The 21,382-nt window shown below is 61.1% G+C and carries 18 protein-coding genes; 5 read left to right on the forward strand and 13 right to left on the reverse strand.

Annotated elements, in window-relative coordinates:
* Positions 1–32 precede the first annotated feature (32 nt).
* The 6 genes from BWP39_RS21755 to BWP39_RS21780 form a co-directional block, all read right to left on the reverse strand.
* Entirely contained in the window at positions 33–737 is a 705-nt protein-coding gene (locus tag BWP39_RS21755) for a hypothetical protein (RefSeq protein ID WP_096726085.1), read from the reverse strand.
* An 11-nt stretch (positions 738–748) separates the two neighbouring features.
* Positions 749–2,563, reverse strand: a complete 1,815-nt coding sequence (locus tag BWP39_RS21760; RefSeq protein WP_096723957.1) for a putative porin — start codon at positions 2,561–2,563, stop codon at positions 749–751.
* A gap of 105 nt (positions 2,564–2,668) precedes the next feature.
* Positions 2,669–3,361, reverse strand: a complete 693-nt coding sequence (locus BWP39_RS21765) for a TonB family protein (RefSeq protein WP_207557031.1) — start codon at positions 3,359–3,361, stop codon at positions 2,669–2,671.
* A gap of 16 nt (positions 3,362–3,377) precedes the next feature.
* Complete coding sequence (locus tag BWP39_RS21770) at positions 3,378–3,800, reverse strand: ExbD/TolR family protein (protein WP_096723962.1); 423 nt, start codon at positions 3,798–3,800, stop codon at positions 3,378–3,380.
* Positions 3,801–3,820: 20 nt separating this feature from the next.
* The gene (locus tag BWP39_RS21775) at positions 3,821–5,635 is read right to left on the reverse strand and encodes a DUF2341 domain-containing protein (RefSeq protein ID WP_096723964.1); all 1,815 of its coding nucleotides are present in this window, start codon (positions 5,633–5,635) and stop codon (positions 3,821–3,823) included.
* Positions 5,636–5,724: 89 nt separating this feature from the next.
* Positions 5,725–7,386 carry a ShlB/FhaC/HecB family hemolysin secretion/activation protein gene (locus BWP39_RS21780; RefSeq protein WP_096723966.1) on the reverse strand — a complete coding sequence of 554 codons (1,662 nt, stop codon included), beginning with the start codon at positions 7,384–7,386 and terminating at the stop codon, positions 5,725–5,727.
* Between the two features lie 696 nt (positions 7,387–8,082).
* Here BWP39_RS21780 and BWP39_RS21790 point away from each other — a divergent pair.
* The gene (locus BWP39_RS21790) at positions 8,083–8,655 is read left to right on the forward strand and encodes a hypothetical protein (protein WP_096723970.1); all 573 of its coding nucleotides are present in this window, start codon (positions 8,083–8,085) and stop codon (positions 8,653–8,655) included.
* A gap of 33 nt (positions 8,656–8,688) precedes the next feature.
* Positions 8,689–9,705 carry a type II secretion system minor pseudopilin GspK gene (gene gspK / locus BWP39_RS21795; protein ID WP_096723972.1) on the forward strand — a complete coding sequence of 339 codons (1,017 nt, stop codon included), beginning with the start codon at positions 8,689–8,691 and terminating at the stop codon, positions 9,703–9,705.
* A 9-nt stretch (positions 9,706–9,714) separates the two neighbouring features.
* Here the strand turns inward: gspK and BWP39_RS21800 are convergent, their stop codons facing one another.
* Positions 9,715–11,328, reverse strand: coding sequence for a type II toxin-antitoxin system Phd/YefM family antitoxin (locus tag BWP39_RS21800; RefSeq protein ID WP_133116909.1), 1,614 nt, complete (start codon positions 11,326–11,328; stop codon positions 9,715–9,717).
* A 253-nt stretch (positions 11,329–11,581) separates the two neighbouring features.
* On the opposite strand from BWP39_RS21800, the gene BWP39_RS21805 reads away from it, so the two are divergent.
* Positions 11,582–12,406: a hypothetical protein gene (locus BWP39_RS21805; RefSeq protein ID WP_096723976.1), complete on the forward strand. Its 825-nt coding sequence runs from the start codon at positions 11,582–11,584 to the stop codon at positions 12,404–12,406.
* Positions 12,407–12,554: 148 nt separating this feature from the next.
* Here BWP39_RS21805 and BWP39_RS21810 read toward each other — a convergent pair whose 3' ends face one another.
* The 6 genes from BWP39_RS21810 to gspF all read right to left on the reverse strand — a co-directional run bounded on the left by BWP39_RS21810 (position 12,555) and on the right by gspF (position 17,427).
* Positions 12,555–12,920: a FecR/PupR family sigma factor regulator gene (locus BWP39_RS21810; protein WP_096723978.1), complete on the reverse strand. Its 366-nt coding sequence runs from the start codon at positions 12,918–12,920 to the stop codon at positions 12,555–12,557.
* 308 nt (positions 12,921–13,228) lie between these two features.
* Positions 13,229–14,236 carry a FecR family protein gene (locus tag BWP39_RS21815; protein WP_096723980.1) on the reverse strand — a complete coding sequence of 336 codons (1,008 nt, stop codon included), beginning with the start codon at positions 14,234–14,236 and terminating at the stop codon, positions 13,229–13,231.
* Between the two features lie 7 nt (positions 14,237–14,243).
* Positions 14,244–14,792 (reverse strand): RNA polymerase sigma factor, encoded by a 549-nt coding sequence (locus tag BWP39_RS21820; RefSeq protein WP_096723982.1) that lies wholly within the window; start codon positions 14,790–14,792, stop codon positions 14,244–14,246.
* Positions 14,793–14,798: 6 nt separating this feature from the next.
* The gene (locus tag BWP39_RS21825) at positions 14,799–15,533 is read right to left on the reverse strand and encodes a secretin and TonB N-terminal domain-containing protein (RefSeq protein WP_096723984.1); all 735 of its coding nucleotides are present in this window, start codon (positions 15,531–15,533) and stop codon (positions 14,799–14,801) included.
* 179 nt (positions 15,534–15,712) lie between these two features.
* Complete coding sequence (gene gspH / locus BWP39_RS21830) at positions 15,713–16,210, reverse strand: type II secretion system minor pseudopilin GspH (RefSeq protein WP_096723986.1); 498 nt, start codon at positions 16,208–16,210, stop codon at positions 15,713–15,715.
* Entirely contained in the window at positions 16,210–17,427 is a 1,218-nt protein-coding gene (gene gspF / locus BWP39_RS21835; RefSeq protein ID WP_096723988.1) for a type II secretion system inner membrane protein GspF, read from the reverse strand. Before gspF ends, gspH begins: the two co-directional genes overlap by 1 nt.
* Before the next feature lie 608 nt (positions 17,428–18,035).
* Here gspF and BWP39_RS21840 point away from each other — a divergent pair.
* Complete coding sequence (locus tag BWP39_RS21840; RefSeq protein WP_096723990.1) at positions 18,036–19,370, forward strand: substrate-binding domain-containing protein; 1,335 nt, start codon at positions 18,036–18,038, stop codon at positions 19,368–19,370.
* A 602-nt stretch (positions 19,371–19,972) separates the two neighbouring features.
* Positions 19,973–21,307 (forward strand): substrate-binding domain-containing protein, encoded by a 1,335-nt coding sequence (locus tag BWP39_RS21845; protein ID WP_096723992.1) that lies wholly within the window; start codon positions 19,973–19,975, stop codon positions 21,305–21,307.
* Positions 21,308–21,382 lie beyond the last annotated feature (75 nt).

Below are 21,382 nucleotides of genomic sequence, written 5' to 3' on the forward strand. Positions count from 1 at the left end.
GGTCTCCGCTTCGGTGGTGTACTCGATGAAGGTCATTTCTGCGCCGCTGACGTACCCGCCGCACCAGCAGCCGAAGCTGCGGTTGCGGCCGTCGCGGCGGTGGCCGGCCGCGCCGCCGGATCGAACCTGCCGTCATACAGCTGGTCGCCGTAGCGCTGCGCGATGTCATCGTACTTCACACGTGCACTTTGTGCGAACGGTTCCCGCGATGAGAGCAAAGTGCCGAATCCCACGTGTTCGTATGCATTCAGAATATCGTGCCCGACCTGATACAACTGGCTATTCTTGGCCTGACACGTTTGCAGTTGTGTGTCACGCGTCTTCAGGTCGGTTTGCGCCTGAGTGCGCTCGGCATCGCGCGTGCGCGACACCGCGAGTAACTCCTCGTAAGAGGACTTGTATTTCGCGAGCTGCTGCGTGTCCTGCGCGTGGCTCGCCTTTTCGGCGGACAGCGCGCTCTGGGCCGCCGCTTCGCCGCTCGACTTGCCCTGCGTCGCCGCTAGCTGCAACTGCGCCTGCTTCAGATCGGCGAGCGCCTTGTCGCGCTGCTGCTCCGCGCTCGTCTTGTCGGCCTGCAACTGCGCCTGCGTGTCTTCGATCTGCCGCAACTGCTCGGTGGTCGTGCGCAGTGCGGCGCGCAGTTTTTCCTCGATGCTCTGCGCCGAAGCCGGTCCTGCCGCGCCGAGCAAGCCGCACAGCAGGCCGGTCGTAACGACGATGAGATGACGTGTCTTCATCGATGGCCTCATCAGAAGCGTGCGTTCAGTTCAAGCTGCAGCACGTCGATCGATACCGGCGGTCCGTACACTTCCTTCGCGCTCAGATAGCGCGCCGAGAGCCACGTATCGCGTGCAACCGCATACGATGCGCCGAGAATATAACCGCGCGCATTGGTGCCGCCCAGGTGGAAGTCGGGATCGTTGAACGCGTCGAGCGTCGCATCGGGTTGCAGATACTTGTATGCAATCGTGAAGTTCCACTGGCCTTTGCTCGACGGATCCGGCTCGCCGATCGTGACCTTCGCGAGGAAACCGTTCGGCCCGCTGCGATAGTCGCCCTGGTTCACATTCGGCGAGGTCGAATCGTAGTTGTTGACCGGCAGCGACGCTGCGCTGAACGCCTTGTTCGTGTTGTACGCAAGGTTGCGCACGAACTCGCCATCGAGCCGCACCTTCACGCGGTCAGCCAGCACCGTGTCCCACTGCGCCTTGATATCGAGCAAGCGGTAGTTGTAGGCGAGACCAAACAGCTGCGACTCCGGTGTCAGGCCCGGTGCGAGATTCGGGTTCTGCACGATATTGCGCAGTGCGATCAGCGTATTGCCGCCGAACATGTCGGCCGGCACCCAGGCCTCGTTGTCGGTGCCGCAGCTCGTCGCGCCGAGATAGATCGCGCACGGCGACGACAGCGTGCCGCGCATGTTCTGGAAGTCGTAGTAGGCGACGGCACCCTTCAGCCGGTTCTGCTCGTTGATCTTCCACTCCGCACCGAACTGGCCGCCGAACATCCAGCGCGTATCGGTACCGACCTTGTCGGTGCTGTTGTTCGGGAAGCCGTTGGACGAGTACTGGATCGGGAAAATACCCAACGTGCCGAACAGCCTGACGTCGTGATTCGCGGGCAGATCGTGGCTGAAGGTGAACGCGAGGCCGTCCATCTCGAGATCGTTCGAGAACAGCAGATCGGACGTGAAGAACGGATTGTCGAAACGACCGGCCACGACGTTGAGCCAGCTCGTCGGCTTGTACGCAAAGAAGGCCTTGTTCAGCCAGATGTTCTGCTTGCCGAAGTTGTTGCCCGCGTAGGCCGTGGTCGTCACCGGTGCGTTGTCGTTGCCGGTAGCGAGCTGGATGCCTGCGCTCAACTGGTCGGTCAGCGTCGCCGTCAAGCCGAAGCGCGCACGATAACGCTCGAGGTTGTTGCGGTTCTGTGTCGTGTTCTGCGTCGGAAACTGCGTGTTGTTCGTGTTTCCGTTGATATCGAATCCGCCGGCCTGATTGATCGCGGAGAAGTTCGTGATGTTGTTCGCATTACCACTGCCGTAGAAGTGGTATTCGTCACGCACACGCAGGTCGCCGTCGAGCTTGATGCGCGATACCCAGTCCGGGAATGTGTTCGGTTGTGCCCAGTTCTCCGCCTTCGCCTGCGCGACGACTTCCTGTTTGACCTGATCGCGGATCTGGTCGCGCACGATCTGCGGCACATAGGGCACGGCCACGTCACCGGGTTGGGTCGGTCCATTCACTACCGCCACGCCGCCACGCGCAGACGATGCGTTCGCCGACTTCGCCTGCGCCGCTTCGCTCTTTGCCTCGCTGATCAGATCGTTGGCATTGGCCTGTGTCAGCACCCCGCGCTTGACGAGCAGATTGATCAGGTTGATCACCACGCTCTCGGTGGGCGCGGCCTTGGCGTTCCCCGCCTGCGTCTCCAGCGACTGTGCATGCGCAACGGCGGCGCATCCCATGCCGAGTGTGAAGACCGCTACGCTGATGCGCGAGCGGCGAAAGGGCTTACCTCCACCGCGTGTTCCTTCACCCCGAAAGCTCATCTTGCCAATCATTCTGATTCTCCGCATAACCGCTGTTTTTTTACCGGCACTGTCCCGTTGTGATTGGGACTGCCCCTGTGTTCGAAATCTGTGGATCTGCTTTGTATCGATGTCGTTTCAACCCGGCTTGCGCCCCAGCAACTTCACGAGCACCGGGTAGGTCGTCGCGGGTGGCGGTGGTTCGTCTACCTGGCCGAGCGCTTCAACTGCGGCCACCACGGCTGCGTCGATCTTGGCGTCGCCGGTCGATTGCGCGACCGTCACCCGCGTAATGCGGCCCGAAGGTTCCATCCATAGATTCAGGTTGCCCGCGAAGCGTGTCCCGCCCGCGTCCTGTACGCCCTTGTCCTGCTCGATCGCGCGCTGCAGCGTGTAGACCATGTATTGCGCGTAGCTCGCGTTGCCAAACCGTCCGCCGCCACCACCACCCGCCATCCCTGAGCCATCGCCCGCAGCAATGCCAAAGTTGTCCGTACCGGCCTGCGCAGACGTGTTCATCGTCATCTGCTTCGGCTGGTTGTCCGACGGCTTGGGCGCCTCGGACGGTTTCGGTGCAACCGTCGGCTTGTCCACCGGCGTCTTCACGTCGTCGATTTTTTCAGGCGGCTTCTGCTTCGGTGGCGGAGGGGGCGGCGGTGGCGGCAGCGGGATGACGGTCGTCACCTGCGGTGCTTCGGCGCGCTTTACCCCTGCCGTGTCGCTGGCGAAGTGCCAGACGAGCGCCCCCAGGCCGATCACGATCAGCGCGATCACTACCGGCTTGATGAAGCGGCCAGGGCCGTCGCCGGGACCGCCGTCGGGGTAGGTCATTTCCATCGCGTGTCCCCTAGCCGCCCGCACCCGAACCGGCCTGCGCCTTGCCGGTCACGAGTCCCACCTGCGACAGATCGAGTCGACGCAACAGGTCGAGTACGTCCATGACCTTCTGGTACGCCACGGTCGAGTCGCCTTTGAGCACGATCGGAAATTCCGGATTCGTCGCCTTCTCGGTGCGCAGGCGGTTCTCGAGTTCGTCCATCGTCACGGGGTACGCGTCGAGGAAAATCTGCCCCGAATCGGAGACCGTGATCGCCTTGGTCTTCGGCTTCGCGAGACTCGCTGCCGAACTCGCCTTGGGCAGGTCCACCTTGATGCCCTGCACCGACGCGGTCGTCATGATGATGAAGATGATCAGCAGCACATACGCGAGATCGAGCATCGGTGTGATGTTGATGTCGTCATACGGCTTGTCGTCGTCCTGAACCTGCATGGTGAAACTCTCCCGTGTGTTCAGTCGCCGGCCAGTGCGTGATCGGGGCTACGATGCGCTTCCGCGAGACGCGTGACGAATTCATCGACGAACACCTGCATGTTCGCGGTCACGTTCTTGTTGCGGATCAGCAGATAGTTGTAGCCAAAGAGCGCGGGAATCGCGACGAACAGACCGGTCACCGTGGCCAGCAACGCGGCCGCGATACCCGGCGCGATCGCGTTGACGTTCACGTCGCCCGCTGCGGCAATCGCAGCGAACGTGATCATCACGCCGACCACGGTGCCGAGCAGGCCAAGGAACGGGCCGCCCGAGATCGCGATGGTCAGCAGCACCATCGATTTCGACAGACGCTGGTTTTCGCGCACGAGCGTGGCATCCATCGACGCGCGAATCGCTTCGATCGATTCCGTCGTGATGACCGTACGGCCGTTGCCGTCTACCCGGCTGTGAATTTCATGAACGCCCGCCTTGTACAGCCGATACAGCGACGACTGATACAGGCGCTTGCCTTCATTGCTCTTCTCGTCGACATGCGCGAGCCCTACCAGATGCCGGCCCGCGACTTCACGGAAGCGCTGCACGAAGTAGTTATTCGCCTTGTCGACGGTGCCGACATACGACGCCTTGTTCCACATCACGACCCACGAGATCGCCGCCATCGCCAGCAAGATGCCGATGACCACCCACGCGTCGACCGTCACCGACTTGACGATCACGCCGAAGTAGCCAAAGCCGAAGCCAGACTGCTTCTCGTCGGCACCGTAGTTCACGAGCTTCGATTCCGAGCCCTGGGAAAACGAATCGAGTGAAATCAGCGCAGCGGAGCGCGCGACTTTCGACAGACGCAATTCATCGAGCGTGCCGTTGAAGCCGGCGAAGCCTGCGGTCGAGCCCGCTACGTCGCCGGCCACCGTGGCGGCACTGGTCAGCGCGGGCAACGTTGCGGCAACCTGTGCAACCTGCTTGCCGTTCGCATAGACGGTCAGGTTCTTGCCGTCGGCGGTCACTGCGAGGTAGGTCCACTGGCTTGCAGGCACCGGCTGCGCAGCGGGCGTCCGCACCGGCGCCGTGCTACCTGGGGCACCATCGATCTCCGCGAACGGCGCACCGTTATCGAGCCCGATCAGCAGCGCATTCGCGCCATCGCGGCGACCATAGATCAGTGTGTTCGGTGCCAGCGCAGCAGGCTTCACCCATGCACTGAACGTAAAGCTCCCACCTGCGCTCACAGCAAGCGAAGGACTGGCTGGCAGGTTCAGCGGCGTGGTGCCGTCAAACTTCGCCGCCTTGCCGATGATGCCGTCCTCGACGGTTTTCGCCGGTGCGTTCTGCGCGTTGTTGCCGTACGCGGTCACGTCTTTCGCCGGCGTACCCGCTGCGCCATTGAAGTGATACACGAGCGTGTAGTCCGGATCGAATGTTTCGGCAGCCTTGGCGCCGTCCGGCGCTTTCTTGTTGCCGTAGTACATCCAGATGTTCTCGGTGGCGCCCGCGGGCATCTGCGGCACGTCTACCCAGATCAATGCCACACCGAGCACCGCGTCGTACTGTTCGATGTGATAGTTCAGCGGCGTCTTATCGTCAGTGGCGACGAAGCGGATATCCGCGCCGTTCTCCTCGAGCCCGTCGAACTGGAAATTGCCGGAATGCAGACGGATCAGCAACGGCACGCGACCCGCCGATTCCGCGAGGTTCGCCCCCTTCGGGCTCGTGTCGATCGTGATGGCCTTACGGTACGACCAGTCGTTTTGCCACCACGCGTTGGCGACGCCCGGCACGCAGCCCAGCAGCACCGTGACGGCCGACAGAAAGAGAAATAACGCTCGCTTCACAATCCACTCCCCGGAATAAGCCGGCCCGTGCTCCGGGCGCTGGCACAACAGATTTGAAAATCGTTCAAGGTCATCAGAGTCATTGCGTATCAGAAGCCCAGCCGGACATAGAAATCGAAGCGCGGGCTGTATTGCTTCGTGTAGACACCGGCTTTCAGCGGCCAGCCTGCTTCGAAATCGGCGCTCGCGTATTTGAGTAGCTGCAACCGCGTACCCACGCCGACGCTCAGCAGGTTGAAGCTCGAGGTCTGTTCAGGTAGCGGGCTCAGAAGCCACAAATGCGCCGCATCGATAAAGGCGTGGAAGCGCCACTCGTTGATCTGGCTTCCCACAGCCCCGCCGAGATACTTCGTCAGTGACGGGCTGCGCAGTTCGAGCGAACCGATCACGCCGCTGTCTGCGGTGTCTTCGGCTTGCATGTAGCCGCGCACGCTGTTCATACCGCCCGCGGCGAACTGTTCGCTCGACACCAGCGGCGCACTGGCGAGCTGCGCGCTCACATGGGCGTTGGCCTGGATGTCGTGGTTGAAGAGCTGCGTGTGATTGATGTCGAACTTGCCGTACACAAAGTCCGGTGTCGCGTTGTAGCGCTTGTTGTCCCACGCGGCGCCATCGCTGCCGATACCGCGAATCGTCGTCGTGAGCGACGCCGAGAATGCGGTCTGCGAGTTTTTCAGGCTCAGTTGCGAGTTGTACGAAATCGTCACCGGCACGTAAGTTAGCGGTGCTGTCGAGGTCGACCCCGGCAACGAGTCGACTTCGTCGTAGTGCTTGCGGTCGATTTCAACGCTGACCGACTGCGCATAGGTGTCGGAGCCCGGCAACGTGTAGATCGCCGTGAATCCATAAGTCGTGCCCTTGCCGAGCACACTCACGTTGCCGAGCGACGCAACGTTGCTGTCCGAGTGGATGACGGTAGCGAGAAAGCTCCAGTGCGAGTCTTTCAGCGGCGCCAGATAGGAGAACGAGTACACGCGCGCATCGTTGGGATGCTGAGGCGCGATCAGATAGGTCCCCGACAGAACGTGGCCAAGCTGCCAGAGATTCGAATAGCTGAGCGTGGCGCTAGTCCGTAGCGATGAGGTGCCCGGACTGTTGTCGTTGTTCATGTCGAGCGTACCGTGCAACGGGCTGTGATCGTCGACCTTCAGGTCGACGTCGACGGTCTGCGGCAATGCGCCGGGCTTCAGCACCGGAATCACCTGGCGGTCGGCCGAGCGGTTCAGGTCTGTGAGTTGCTGCTGCGCCTGCGTAAAGTCGGGCACATTGCCTTCGGCGAGCGCCGGCACCGCGTCGCGGATGTTTTGCGGCGAGTTGTACCGCGCACCTTCCACACGCAGCCGCCCCACCTTCGCCTCGACGACCTGTAGCACGATCACTCCGTCCTTGACCTGTTGCTGAGGAAGCTCCACTACGACCGACTGATAGCCTTTGTCCTGATACGTCTTCTGCAATGCATCGCGTGCCGCGTTCACATCGTCGATCGTCTTGCCCGGTCCCTCGAACGGATACACGGCCTTTTCGATATCGACGCTTTGCAGCTTCGTGTTGCCGCGCACGATGAATTCATTCAGATCGAACGTTCTCGGCGCATTCGATGCTTGCTGTGCAACCGGCGCCGCACCGGCGGCCTGCTGCGCACGAACGCCAACCGTAAGACTCAACCCGCTAATCAGCACCACACCCGCAAGACACTGGTGCCTCGCAGGGCGCCTGTGTTCGTGTGGTTCCCCGTCTGCTCTTGGCGGCATGCGCCACTCCCCTTTTCTGATCCAGATCATTGCTGCCACGGGCACATCTAACGACGGCGCCCCGTTAACACAATTTCGTTACAGACCAGTGACATATAATTCGCCATCCTCAACAAGAAGGTGGCGATGAGGTTCATCAAGATCACTAGCGCCGCTATTCGTTGCAGTCAGTCGATGACACAACACCCCGCGCGTCAAAAACTGAATCCATCAACGTCCCACATCCTGTTTTCGCGGCTCGTCGAATCCGCTATCAAGGCTCTTATCGTTAAGGACGAATCGAATCCGCATAACCCGCATATTTTTAAACGCATTCGATACCTGGTTTTGCTGACAGAACGATTCCGCTAAATGCCGGGCATCGCACGAGTCGATCGGCGACCGCGAAAGCGCAAAGCGAGAATGATTCCGTGCCGATCTCCGGGAAGCAGGCAACTCTGGACGAGAAGATAGATGGGGAAAAAGACGATGTGCCATCGAGACAGGTTTCCATGGCAGCCGATAGCACCCAACGGCATCCATTACGAAACCTGACGACGTATCCTAGAAATGAAATGTGACGCTTGCATGACTCCGTAGCGAGACATGCCTCAGGAAAACGGCACACACCACGTTGCGATCCGACTGTGCGGCATACGCGTCGTCTAAACGTCTTAATAAGTAAGTACACGAACGAAGCGGACGGAGAGCAGGCCCATGTTGATCATTACGATGCTGTTGCGACGAATCGCTGGAAGGTTGAGCGCCGTGCCCACGGCCTCCGGCCGCTTGCCGCGCGACAGTTCCCCCACCAATCATGTACCGGCGCCGCTGTACTGGCGCACGCCATGGCTGCGCTGGCATCTGCTGTCGTGGGTCGCGCTGACGCTGCTCGCGCCACCGTTCTGGGCAATCGGCACCCTGCTGACGATCAACCCCCATAGCGATCAACCGTGGTTCTGGCCCGCCACCATGGCCGTCGTGCCGCTCGCCAACGGCCTCGCGATCCTGCTCACCAACCAGCGCCATCACCGCGCGCGCTTCACCAGCCGACGCGACGTCACCCTCTATTACTTTGCCGTCAGCATGCCGATGTGCTGTGCGCTGTTCACACTCGTACTCTGGGGAACCAACGCCATCACCGGCCTGGTCGGTCCGCTGGCGGTCGGGACACACGGCACCCCGTCGACAGTCATCGCGTTGTGGGCTGCCGGTCTCATTGCGGGTGTCGGCATATCGTCATCTGCGCATGCCAGCATCCTGCACGCATGGCTCGCCTTCGAAGCCTGAGATCAATCACTCCATTCCCGCGGGATCCGTTAAATGCACGAGGGCCTATCCCGCCGCACGGCAAGAAGGACGACGACAAGGACGGTAGCGGCGCGGCGCGAGCGCGGTATCGCCATCGTGGCCGTACTCCTGATCGTTGCGCTCGCCGCCGTGCTTGCCGCGAGCGTGATGTGGCGTCAGCAGGTCGCCACGCGCGACGTGGAAAACCAGCGCCTCGCCGTCGAAACGATGTGGGCCGAGCGCGCGGCCGTGGAATGGGCACGCGCCGTATTGCGCGCGCAAACGATTACCTCGAACGTGACGTACAACGGACAACCATGGTCGGCCCCGGCCACCGAGGTACAACTGGCCGACTTCATGCCGCCCGCCGCGACCGCGGTCAATGCGGAACTGTCGCGTGCGAAGATCTCCGGTGAGGTAGAAGACGCGCAGATGAAGTTCAATCTGATGAACCTGGTGTCGCGCATTGCGCCTGGTAAGCCCTGGCAGACCAATAGCGACGGTTTGCTTGCCTATCGCAGGTTGCTTGGAGAACTGTCCGTCGATCCGGCGCTCGCGAAGCAAACCGCCGATTACATCCTCAGCTCCCTGCGCGAGTCGAATAGCGCGGGCGACTGGCCGTTGCAACTCGTTTCAACGGTCGATCTCGCCCGTGTGCCGGGCTACGATGCACACACGATAGAAACGCTCACGCCATTCGTCACGATCCTGCCGGACTTCACTACGGTCAACGCGAATACCGCAGCGGCGCCGGTTCTGATGGCCGCGATTCCCACGTTATCGAGCAGCCAGGCACGTAGACTCGTCGAGCGCCGCAATACGGCCTACTTCGTCAGCACCGGCGATATTGCTGAAGCGCTCGTGCCAGGCGAAGGGGGCGCCGCGCTCCCCGATGGATCGATAGTCGGTGTGAACAGCGGGTACTTCATCGTTCACTGCCGCATTCATTCTGCGCGGATCAACGTTCGTATCGACACGTTGATCGCGCGCTACGGCATCGGCAATTACAGCTGGACCGCCGTCATCTGGGCCCACCGTCTCGTCGATTAGGCTGGCTTATCAGTTCAGCGAAGGCTCGCTGAACGAAGCCGACCCCGTCATCTGCGCAAACGCCGCGTAGTCGAGCGAAAGCCGGTCGAGACTCGATTCACGCACTTCGCCCAGCAGACGATTCCAGTTATCGATCGAAACAAGCAGCCCGATGGGCCGGTTGTATTTCGTGACCATCACCAGCGCTTCGCCTGCATGTCGCAACGCCTTGGACGGATTGCTGCTGAAATCGCGCGTCGCCATCGCGATGGTGGGCAGACGGAACGGACCCAGTGCGTCGAGTTCCATGTCGCCATGCAGAAGCCGCTCGACAGTCCCCGCGCGCAACCGTGCCTGCGATTTCGCCGACAGCTTGTTGTCCTGCCTTCTTCTGCGCTCGCTGCGCGGGTCGATGTGCACGGCGAGACGCCGCACGATCTGGCCAAGTTCCGCGGCAGGCAGTTGATCGTAGCGCCGCCAGTTTTCAGGCGGCAGCGCGATCATCATGCCGCCGTAGGCCGCTTCGATGCCGCTGGCGATATGTAACGGCAGCCCTTCGAGATCGTGGGCATCCAGCCCGAGCGTGCTTCGCACCGCATCCAGCATCACGCTGAGCACGTTGTACGCCACCGCGACGATGCTGCTCGCTAGCGCCATCGCACGCGGCGGTACGGCGGCAGCCAATGCGCAGTCGAACACCGCATCCATCGGTAGCGGTAGTGAATCACTCCAGCGCCGGCAGGACAGACGGACGATCTGCAGCGCGTCGAGCTGCGATGCCGGTACGTTGGTCAGAATGCGGATGGTTGCGTCCGCATCGTTAGCGGTAGCGGCGCCGCTACGACGCCATTCGATCCGCCTGAAAACCAGCGATGCGCCGCACCCGTCGTCGATGCCAACCGTCTGCTCGAACACCGGAGCATCATCGAGCAACCCCGTTTCACGCAGCGCATCCAGTTCGCGATACGCAGCAGCGCAGCCATGTTCCTGCACGATAAACGCGCTACCACGGCGCGGCCAGCCCGAAAGTATTGCGTTCGTATTGAAGCGACCGTCGACGATCCACAAGTCGCCAGGCTGCAGCGACTCCAGGTACGCCCCGAGAAACGCACGCTCATGGATATGACCGCGTTCATAGGGAACGAGATCGACGATCATCCCGAGGTCCGGATCGTAGACGGGCAACATGCGCGGCTGCGGCGTTGCATCGTGTGCGACATCGTTACCCGCGACGACATGCGTACAACCCTCGGGCCCAGGCGTGCATTGCATGCCGAGCGGCATGCGCCGACCGTCCAGTACCCTGAGCCGATAACCGGCCACGGTCGCCGGCGACTGATCCGCGCGCGGCCAGGCGGCGGGCACCAGCAAAGCGGCGCTTTCTTTAACGAGCCCCCGGCTCCATCCGCTCTGCAGACGGCTCATCCTGTCGTGCAGCGAGGTGACGAGCGCGCCGAACTCAGTGGAGGTACCGGCAGGCAAGTGATGCGCCCGCTGCCCCGGCGTCGCGATCGCGACCATCGCCTTCGCCGTCATCGAGAACAGCTGCTCGCGCGTCGCCTCGCAGTCCTGCTCCTCGCCTCTTTCAAACGAATCGTCCAGCCATTCTGCGTGCAGCCCGCATTGCATGACGAGTCTCGCCATGACTGCCATCGGGCTATGCTCGACAAACCGTTCCATAATTGTGCGTATCACGTGATTGCCTCGTCGCTGTTTGGCAAAGCGTTTCCACGGATCCCCCAGGTTACGCCGCTTTGCGGCAGAATCGCCGCGACTATCCCTGCCCCGCTTGTGTTTTGCCTGTACGTCACCCGTCCTCGCCTTTATGTCGTCACGCTGCTCATTTTGGTGCGTGCTATCCTCGCCCCAGCCAGTTCGAGCCCACTGAGGACCCTGCATGTTCGTAGATGCACGCGTGGCCCACGGCCGCGCCAGGTTCGACCTGAACCGGTCTCCCCGGATGTTTTCTGAAGAGCGTCGCGGCGAAGTCAGCGCGATCATCACGACGTGTCTCGACAACTTCACCGGCACGCGCAACCGGCGCAATCTGCTGCGGTTGCTCGAACGGCAGGTTGCGCCCAAGCTCGCGCGGCTCGGCATCGATCCCTATGTGGGCGTACTCGGTCAGATCGAAGGTTTGTTTGTGAACTTTTCGACGATGAGCGCCGAGCACGGACTGCGCGAATTCCAGTTGCAGGTCACCGTGCCGGAACTCGTGTTGCGCAGCTTCGCGTGCAGCGTGATCAAACCGCACGCCGTCGCGCGATGCATGCAGCGCAATGGCGTGATGTCGGTCGATGAGATCGGGACCGAAACCAGCGTGGCTTTCGTGCTGGCCCGCGTAATGCGCCCGCTCGCGCTGGCCGAGAAATGGCAACAGGTTGGCGTGCCGGGCATCAATGGATTGTTCGTCGGCGTCATGACCGATAACGACGACATCTGCATGAACACCTACCTCAAGCCGGCGAGCAACGACCGCGCCTCGCGCTGGAGCGGCTTTGCCGGACTCTTCGCCGCGATGCCCAGCTGGAGCGCAGAGCAGATCCGGCAAGGAAGCGATTTGCTGCAATGGACGGTCAACCATATCGTTGCCTTGCGAAAAACCGCATCTTTCGTCGAGCGTTTTCCGTTTCTGCTCGAGCCCTACCACAGTACCGATGATCCGCTTGACACGACCTGGAACGCTGCCCGCGCGAGTGCGCGGACGGAATCCGGCTCCTGATAGCACCGGCTTAAAAGTGCCGGACACTACGACGATCCGGCTCCCAGGCTACGTCACTTAAATTCGTCTCACATAAACTAGGTCGTACCGACTACGCTTAACCCGCATATTTTCTTTTGATGAGTTAGCGCATCGGCGCATCGCCCGTTCAATACGAGCGCACCCGGCCCTCGCGTAGCGAGCGCGAACAGACACGGGGTTCTTTGTCGGTAAGTGGATGTGAATGGGTGCGGGCAGATCTGTCGCTACGTGCGTTGCGCTCGTTGCGGGCGAGCAACCCGAGCATCCGCCAGACCCATGCAACTTCGTGTGCGGCCCGCGCATGCTCCGCGCTTTGCGTTCGCCATGTCCGAAACGCCTTGAAGTCGGCCTCGCCCGCGTTGCCTGAACGCAGCCAGAGCAGCCAGCGGATAGCGCTCTCGCGAATCTCCTCGCGTGTTTCCGCGCGGATGTCCTCGACGGTCGATTGCGCGTCGAAGCAGGCCGGCCCGGGCCGTGAAGCTTTCGTCGTCATTACGCCTCCGTCTGGAGCAACGGACGCCCTCGCATCCCGTATCGAATCCACGACGTCGCCACGTTTTGCATTGCCGTGACATATGCGAACGTGGCGTATGCCGGCCGCATATCGTAGCGGCTACATCGTCGGCTCTCGTATACAAGTCGTATGGAGCGGGCGTAACCCGCAGATATAACGGACGCAGCGGCTGCAAGTGCAGCGCTCGGCGGAGCCTTTGCCGTTGCGCGGATCGGATGAAACGCTGGTGGGTAAGGCGGCGAGTATGCGGCTGGTATAACGCCGCCGTCACCGCCATTGAAAACGAATTAGCTCAGCAAGACGATCTTGCCGGGCAACTTCGTCACATGCGCGCCGTAGAGCCGGCCGAGCATGTCGATCACATCGTCGAGCCGCGTGATCGGGAACTGCGCCTGCAGACGATTCTCGCCCAGCGCCGCGTTTCGAAGGATGACCTTCCCCGACCGATAGCGATTGATTTCGTCGACGACTTCGGAAACCGGCACGCCGTTGAAAACGAGCACACCGCGACGCCACGCGATCACGGCACCAGGATCGACACGCGACACGGGACGCACCGCGCGATCGTCGTAGACCACCTGCTCGTCAGCGGCGAGCATCACGCGTCCGCGCGGATGATCGAGTGCAACCGAACCCGAAATGCAGGTGACGCACACCTCGTCGCCCGTGCGTCGCACGTTGAAGCGCGCGACCTGCGCCTGCATCCGGCCCGGCCCCGCTACGACAGTGACCAGTCGCGCGGGCTCGGCCCGCGTCGGCGACGCCGCGACCGCATTGATTTCCGCTTCGCCAGCCAGCAGTTCTACGCCGCGCGTGGCCGTGCTCACGGGCAGCACATCGAGTCGCGTCTGCGTGTTCATCTCGACCGTCACGCGCTCCGACAGCGTCACGCGACGCTGCTCGCCCGTGCCGGTCCGGTAATCCGACGAGAGATCGGTCACCGCGGGCCACAGGTTCATCGGCGGACGAAGCGCGAGCCACGAAGCGCCGGCTGCCACAGCAAAACCGACGAATGCACGTCGGCCAGTGCGGATCGCGACGGTGCGGTCTGGCTCGCCTGTCCACGCGGTGCCGGCCGCCCGCTCTTCGCGTGCCACTTCCGCCGCCGCGGTGCCGAGTGCGCCCCATGTATCGCGCAGCAAACCCGCCGCCTGCGGATGCTCGACACACCATTGCTGGAAGGCCGCGGCATCCGCAGGGCTCACGTTCTTTTCCGAGCGCAAGCGCAACAGCCACGCGCTCCCTTCATCGAGCGCGTGGCTAGCTGCAGAATCGACCTCGGCTTTCCTCATCATCAGATGCTCAAAATTTGCGTGGTCCGCTTCTCGAATCCGGGAGCGACTCACCCGGGTCCTGCATACGCTGTAGACAATACTTCATCGCAGCACTGAGCTCGCTTTCCACGAGACGCAGCGAAATGCCGAAACGCTCGGCAATCTCGCGATTCAACTGCCCGTCCACGCGCGCCGCAAGCAGAATCGCCCGGCGGCGCGGCGTCAGGCCACGCAGCACTTCCTTCAGATCGTCCACCTTGCGTCGCGCGGCGACGATGCGCTCGGGGTCGGCCAGCTCGTCATGCTGTTCGAACTGCGGGTCGGCGTCGTCTTCGTGTGTATGACGACGTTCGCGGCGATGCTGATCGATGGCGACGTTGTTCGCCATGCCGAGAATATACGCGTCGGCGTTCGCCACCTGCGTGGAAACGTTCGCACTTTCCAGACGCAGCCACGTTTCGTGCAGCGCATCGGCGGCGCCGTCCTTCGACCCGGTCACGCGTTCGAGCCGCCTGACCAGGTACGTGTAGCGCGACGCCAGGATATGCCTGAGCTGGGAACGACTGGTATCGGACATGACCGGCTAGTTCCCCGCGCCGGTTTGTGGACAACGGATATGCACGCGGCTATCCACGGGCCGCAGCCAGATCGTGACGGGCTGCGGCAAGTCGCGCGGCGGCGCCGAATCGAGTTTCAGCGCGCGCATGGCACGCACGATTACAGCGTCGCGAGACGCAAGGCCACTCGATGCCACCATATTGACCGCCACCACCGCCCCCCTGTTGTCAATACGTAGCTGTGCAATGAGCCGATAGTTGCCCGGCACAGCCGCTGGCTGCGCGCACAACGCATCGGTTAGACGCGCCTGCAGCAGTCCCGCGTAATTCCGTTGTTCCTCGTTCGCACCGATCCCATCGTCCGGTTGCACAGCGCTCGTCGCCGCGCTGTCGGCGACGGGTGCTGCCGGTTCGGCTGGCTGCATCGCGATGATCGCCTCGTCCGGACCCATGAATTCCGCGTGCAGTCCCGTGCTCACCAGCATCTGCTCCAGCGCATCGCGCGGTGCGAAGTCGCCGGTCACCGCTGCACTCGTGCGCCCTTCCAGCAGCGGAGCGGGTGCGAGCACAACCAGTTCCGTCAGGTGCGCGAAAGCCTGCAATGCCTGAGCCAGAGGTTGGGCGGGCAGATCGAAATGCACCGCGGACGGATGACTGTCCGGCTTCCCTTCCTGTGCTTCGGCGCAGCGTGTGGTCAAGACGGTAAACAACAGGCATGCGATTAGCGCCAGGACGCCGTTCGGCGTCCATGAACGTCTCATGAGTCAATCGTCGGATAGTGAGGCTGCGAGGCTACGCCCTGCCGGATGGCACCGCCCCGGTGAAATGGCGCCAGTCAGAAGCGAACGTCCAACAATAGGAAAAGACTGTGACAGCCTAGTGACGTAGAGGCGAGGAGGTGCTTTAAAAAACGGTAGATGCTGCTGGCGCTTGCGCTGTGTTATGGCGTTCGTACGATGAAATTACCGATGCCTGTGCCGACTACGAGCACTTGTGTTGAACCCGACGACAGCGCGATCGTGACCGGTACCTCCATGCTCTCGGTGCCGAGCACCACGCGTGAGACCGCTGCGCCGTCCGTGTAGCGGATCGATACGGCCGTTACTTCGGCGCCCCAGCGATGCGGTTTAAAAAGGTCGTCGGTCATCGGTTGCCATTTGCCGTCTTCGGCGCGCTGGGCGAAACGATAACCGCCGCCCATCGGTTGCCAGGAAACCGGCGCGGAGCGGACCTGGGCTTCGTCGCCGGCCGATTCGAGCAGGCTGGCGAGGCGCTGTGCTTCCTCGGTGAGATCGGTGCGGCGGTTTCTCGACGGCATCAGCGTGACGACGGCGATGAGCATTCCGACGATCAGGAGCACCACCATCATTTCCAGTAGCGTGAAGCCGGATTGCTGGTTGCGGCGGGTCCTCTCGCTTGTGGGCGTTGGGTTTTGCATCACTGAACCATGCTGTTGAGTTCGATGATCGGCATCATCACTGCCAGCACGATGACTAGCACGACGCCGCCCATCGCCAGGATGAGGAGCGGCTCTAGCAGGCTCGTGAGGAACATCGTGCGGCGTTCGAGTTCGCGTGATTCGCCGTCGGAGGCGCGGTCGAGCATCGTCGTTACGTCGCCGGTTGCTTCGCCTGAGCGGATCAGGTGGACGAGTACCGGCGGAAACGTTTTCGTGTGGCCGAGTGCGCGGGAGAGCGATGTGCCTTCGCGGACTCGTACGATTGCGTCGTCGATGTTGCCGCTCATTGCGCGGTTGCTTAGCGTCTCGCCTGCGGCTTGCAACGCGCGCAGGATCGGCACGCCCGCTGCCGTCAGGATGCCGAGTGTGCTGGCGAAGCGCACGGTGTTGTAGCCGCGGACGATCTTGCCTGCGAGCGGTGCGGTGAGCAGCCATTGATCGAACGCTAGCCGTGGGCGTGGTTGTGACAGTATCTTGCGCACCACCCATGCTGTCACCGCGACGCCTGCGAGTGCGGCCCACCACCAGTGCCGTACAAAGCCTGACAGCGCAAGCATCATCACTGTGAGGAGCGGTAGTTGCTGTTTGGTACTCGAAAACACGTTCGCCACCTGCGGCACCACATAGCTGAGCAGGAACGTGACGATGCCGAACGCGATCATCGTGACGACCGCGGGATAGGTGAACGCGAGCAGGATCTTCTGCCTCAGTGCGTTGCTCTGTTCGATGTAGTCCGCGAGCCGCGACAGCACGAGACCCAGCTTGCCAGTGTGCTCGCCTGCTGCGACGAGCGCGCGGTAGATGTCGGGGAAATCGCGTGGATGCTGTGCGAGTGCGTTCGCAAACGAATGGCCGCCCACTACTTCGGCGCGAATCGATGCCATCAGCTCGCGGACGTAGTCGCGCTCCGCCTGGTCGCTGAGGACCGAAAGCGCTTCGTCTAGCGGTAGACCTGCGATCAGCAGACTCGCGAGCTGTCGCGTGACGATGGCCTGTTCACGCTGCGAGAGTTTCTTGCCGAGCGCCAGACGCTGGCTGCGCTCGCCGTGCAGACGCGATGCGGCTAGCTCGACGACGATCGGCGTCAATCCTTGCGCGCGCAACTGACCGCGGCCGGCTCGCGCACTGTCGGCCTCAAGTACGCCTCGCAGCATCTTGCCCGTGGGGTTGACTGCTTCGTAGCGAAACGCCGACATCTCTTTAGCCTCCCGTCACGTGGGTCACTTACGTTTTAGCGTTCTAGCGGTGGGCCAAGACTAAGCAGCGAAGTGGATCAGAATTGTGACGAATGTTGAGCAACATTTTTTGCGGGCGTTCAGTAAATCGAAAATTGGGCTTGCTTTATTCAATAAGATGCAACGCTCGTATATTTAAACATCTGCATATCGACATTCTCAATTTGCTAATCGATCCCATTTCTTGAGAACAGATCGGTTAATTCAAGAATGATTACGATTATCACAGTTCGATAGAAATGGTCCGTAACATTTGCCATCAAATTGACTCTGAAACGAAGTTCTGAAAACCTTGTACGTAGTCGATTTTAGCTACCTTCCTTGCTGGTGGCGGCTCTCACCTGTGCGCGATTTACCCCTCTTTCATTTTGAAATTTATCAACCTGCAACGATTACCGCCACTGAACACTGATTCAAATCGAAGCACCAAAATGTTCCGATTTATTGCTATTAAAAATTCATAATCCCTTTCCAAATCTCACCTAGAGTAATTCAGCGGTTAAGCCGGCATCCGGTCGCCGCGCTACAGGTAACAGAATTCCCATTTATCTTCGTTTAAGGACATTCACATGAAATCCAGCAAGCGCAAGATCTGTCAGGTTCTGGCTCTTACTATTTCGAGTATTGGTGCGACGGCCGCGATGGCTGCCGGGCCGCTCGTGCAAGGTGGTGGTTCGTCGCTGGTTGCGCCGACGATTGGTGCCGTTGGCAAGACCGGTACCGAAATCGGCCTGTTCGGCACCAGCGAAGCAACGTTTACGTATTACTCGGTCGGTTCGGGTGCCGGCCAGAACGCGTTCCTCAGCAACGCGCCGTCGTTCTTCGGTACGGGTGTCACGGGTACGGTCGATTTCGCGAACAGCGATGCCGCACTGACCACGGCGCAAGTCACGAACTACAACAACACTGGCCTCGGCTCCACACAGGGTCCGCTGATCGAGATTCCGTACATCGTCACGGCGATCACGATTCCGGTGATCAACGCACCGGCTGTCACGAGCACGACCACGCCGCAAACGACGCCGGGTCAGACTCACAGCATCTCGCTGAACGACAACGACCTCTGCGGCATCTTCTCGGGCAAGATCACGAACTGGGACGCCGTCATCAATCCCGAAACCAACTCGGTCTACACCACGACGAGCAAGCCGATTACGGTGGTCTACCGGGCTGATAGCAGCGGCACGAGCGAACTGCTGACGCGCCATCTGCACGCTGTCTGCACGACGGCAAACACGGCAACTGGCGTTACGTTCATCGATTCGCTGACGTTCGCCAATACGACCGCATTCCCGTCGGGCGTACCGGCAAACTTCGTGGGCGCAACCGGTAGCGGTGGCGTCCGCACGACTCTGCTTGCACTGCAAAGCTCGTCAGGTGCTCCGGCGGCAGCGGCCTACCTGAGCCCGGACTATGCGAACACGTTACTCGCACCGTCGAGCTCGTCCGCGTCGCCGGCACTCGCCGTGGCCAGCCTGCGTAACACGACCGATGGCAAGTACTACGCGCCGATCTACCAGAACGCCACGACCGCACTGGGTACGGTTAGCGCGCCGTCCAGCAGCACCACGGCCGCCGATCCGACCCAATGGGTACCCGTTTCGGGAGCTTTGGGCTCGCCTTACGCGAAACTCGCCAACCCGGCGGCCGGCTACCCTGTTTCTGGTACGAGCCAGATCATCGTCAGCCAGTGCTACCTGAGCTCGACAGTTTCGAAGGCCGTTGTCGACTTCCTGACCGACCACTACACGAACGCCAGCTTCGCATCCATCTTGCATGGCAACGGCTTCGATACCGTTCCGTCGAGCTTCAAGACGGCGATTATCGCGGACTTCCTGAGCAACACGAGCGGTTTCAACCTCAACATCGGCAACGCGACCGTCTGTGGTGGTGCAGGCCGCTAATCTGTCTCAATCGTAGACCGCATATCTGTAACACCGCGACCTGGAGAACCGGGTCGCGGTTTTTTTTGGGGAATGTTGAGCAACATTCATTACGGGTGTACTACACATCGAAAATTACGCACCTTTTATTAAATTTAGTTTGCGCTCGCATAAAAATATCTACATATCGATATCCAAACAGCACAGCCGATCCGATTCCGCTTATTGGGAGCGAGCCGCTTAATGGCAGAACCGATTGATACTGTCAGGTCATGACAAGGATGGTCCGTAACATTCGCCATCAAATTGACGCAGAAATGGTGTGAGGATCTTACGAGGTACTACAGCTTTTGTTGCCCACGTGGTTCGTCACAGTGCCTGAGGCGTCCTGACACGAGAGGAGCCTGGTACCGTCCTCCTTTCGCACCGATATCGCTTACATGCAGTGGTTGTCATTCCAACATGTGAGCTTAAATCAAAGAAAAAATGTTCCGTAGCATTCGCTATGAAAAATTCATAATTCCTTTCCAGATCTCACTTAGAGTAATCCGGCGGTCAACCCGGTATCTGGTCGCCGCTACAGGTAACAGATTTCCCTTTTATCTTCGTTTAAGGACATTCTAATGAAATCCAGCAAGCGCAAGATCTGCCAGGTTCTGGCTCTCGCCATCTCGAGTATCAGTGCATCGGCCGCCATGGCTGCCGGCCCCCTCGTGCAAGGCGGCGGTTCGTCGCTCGTCGCACCGACGCTCGGCAACATCAGCAACACGGCCACCGAAATCGGCCTGTTCGGTACAGGCGAAGCGACGTTCACGTACTTCTCGGTCGGTTCGGGTGCCGGCCAGAACGCGTTCCTGAGCAATGCACCGTCGTTCTTCGGTACGGGCGTCACGGGCACGGTCGACTTCGCGAACAGCGATGCCGCACTGACTACGGCACAAGTCACGAACTACAACAACACCGGTCTGGGCTCCACCCAGGGTCCGCTGATCCAGATTCCGTACATCGTCACGGCGATCACGATTCCGGTGATCAACGCACCGGCTGTCACGAGCACGATCACGCCGCAAACGACACCGAGCCAGACTCACAGCATCTCGCTGAACGATGACGACCTGTGCGGCATCTTCTCGGGCAAGATCACGAACTGGAACGCCGTAATCAACCCCGAAACTACCTCGGTCTACACCACGACGAGCAAGCCGATTACGGTGGTCTACCGGGCTGATAGCAGCGGCACGAGCGAACTGTTGACGCGCCATCTGCACGCTGTCTGCACGACAGCAAACACGGCAACCGGTGTCACGTTCGTCGATTCACTGACGTTCGCCAACACGACCGCATTCCCGTCGGGCGTACCGGCAAACTTCGTGGGCGCAACCGGTAGCGGCGGTGTCCGCACGGCTCTGCTTGCACTGCAAAGCTCGTCGGGTGCTCCGGCGGCAGCGGCCTACCTGAGCCCGGACTATGCGAACACGTTGCTCGCACCGTCGAGCTCGTCCGCGTCGCCGGCACTCGCCGTGGCCAGCCTGCGTAACAAGAACGATAACAAGTACTACGCGCCGATCTACCAGAACGCCACGACCGCGCTGGGCACGGTTAGCGCGCCGTCCGGCGGCGTCGCTGCCGCCGATCCGACCCAATGGGTACCGGTTTCGGGCGTTGCGGGCTCGCCTTACGCAAAACTCGCCGACCCGGCCTCTGGCTATCCTGTATCTGGTACGAGCCAGATCATCGTCAGCCAGTGCTACCTGAGCTCGGCAGTTTCGAAGGCGGTTGTCGATTTCCTGACCGACCACTATACGACCGCCAGCTTCGCGTCGATCGTGCGCGGCAACGGCTTCGACACCGTCCCGACGGGCTTCCAGACGGCGATCGTCGCAGACTTCCTGAGCAACTCGAGTGGCTTCGGTCTCGACATCGGCGATGCAGGCGTTTGTGGTGGCGCCGGCCGCTAATCTGTCTCAATCGTAGACCGCACATCTGTAGCGCCGCGACCTGGAGAATCGGGTCGCGGCTTTTTTTGCATCGAC

This window comes from Paraburkholderia acidicola (assembly GCF_002362315.1).
GTDB lineage: Bacteria > Pseudomonadota > Gammaproteobacteria > Burkholderiales > Burkholderiaceae > Paraburkholderia > Paraburkholderia acidicola.

Bases quoted from the DNA above. Each gene is read 5' to 3' on its own strand.
- gspF (WP_096723988.1), bottom strand. From the start codon at position 17,427: ATGTCGGCGTTTCGCTACGAAGCAGTCAACCCCACGGGCAAGATGCTG.
- BWP39_RS21845 (WP_096723992.1), top strand. From the start codon at position 19,973: ATGAAATCCAGCAAGCGCAAGATCTGCCAGGTTCTGGCTCTCGCCATC.
- BWP39_RS21820 (WP_096723982.1), bottom strand. From the start codon at position 14,792: ATGTCCGATACCAGTCGTTCCCAGCTCAGGCATATCCTGGCGTCGCGC.
- BWP39_RS21805 (WP_096723976.1), top strand. From the start codon at position 11,582: ATGTTCGTAGATGCACGCGTGGCCCACGGCCGCGCCAGGTTCGACCTG.
- BWP39_RS21755 (WP_096726085.1), bottom strand. From the start codon at position 737: ATGAAGACACGTCATCTCATCGTCGTTACGACCGGCCTGCTGTGCGGC.
- BWP39_RS21815 (WP_096723980.1), bottom strand. From the start codon at position 14,236: ATGATGAGGAAAGCCGAGGTCGATTCTGCAGCTAGCCACGCGCTCGAT.
- BWP39_RS21765 (WP_207557031.1), bottom strand. From the start codon at position 3,361: ATGACCTACCCCGACGGCGGTCCCGGCGACGGCCCTGGCCGCTTCATC.
- BWP39_RS21780 (WP_096723966.1), bottom strand. From the start codon at position 7,386: ATGCCGCCAAGAGCAGACGGGGAACCACACGAACACAGGCGCCCTGCG.
- BWP39_RS21840 (WP_096723990.1), top strand. From the start codon at position 18,036: ATGAAATCCAGCAAGCGCAAGATCTGTCAGGTTCTGGCTCTTACTATT.
- BWP39_RS21770 (WP_096723962.1), bottom strand. From the start codon at position 3,800: ATGCAGGTTCAGGACGACGACAAGCCGTATGACGACATCAACATCACA.
- gspH (WP_096723986.1), bottom strand. From the start codon at position 16,210: ATGCAAAACCCAACGCCCACAAGCGAGAGGACCCGCCGCAACCAGCAA.
- BWP39_RS21810 (WP_096723978.1), bottom strand. From the start codon at position 12,920: ATGACGACGAAAGCTTCACGGCCCGGGCCGGCCTGCTTCGACGCGCAA.
- BWP39_RS21790 (WP_096723970.1), top strand. From the start codon at position 8,083: ATGTTGATCATTACGATGCTGTTGCGACGAATCGCTGGAAGGTTGAGC.
- BWP39_RS21825 (WP_096723984.1), bottom strand. From the start codon at position 15,533: ATGAGACGTTCATGGACGCCGAACGGCGTCCTGGCGCTAATCGCATGC.
- BWP39_RS21760 (WP_096723957.1), bottom strand. From the start codon at position 2,563: ATGATTGGCAAGATGAGCTTTCGGGGTGAAGGAACACGCGGTGGAGGT.
- gspK (WP_096723972.1), top strand. From the start codon at position 8,689: ATGCACGAGGGCCTATCCCGCCGCACGGCAAGAAGGACGACGACAAGG.
- BWP39_RS21800 (WP_133116909.1), bottom strand. From the start codon at position 11,328: ATGGCGAGACTCGTCATGCAATGCGGGCTGCACGCAGAATGGCTGGAC.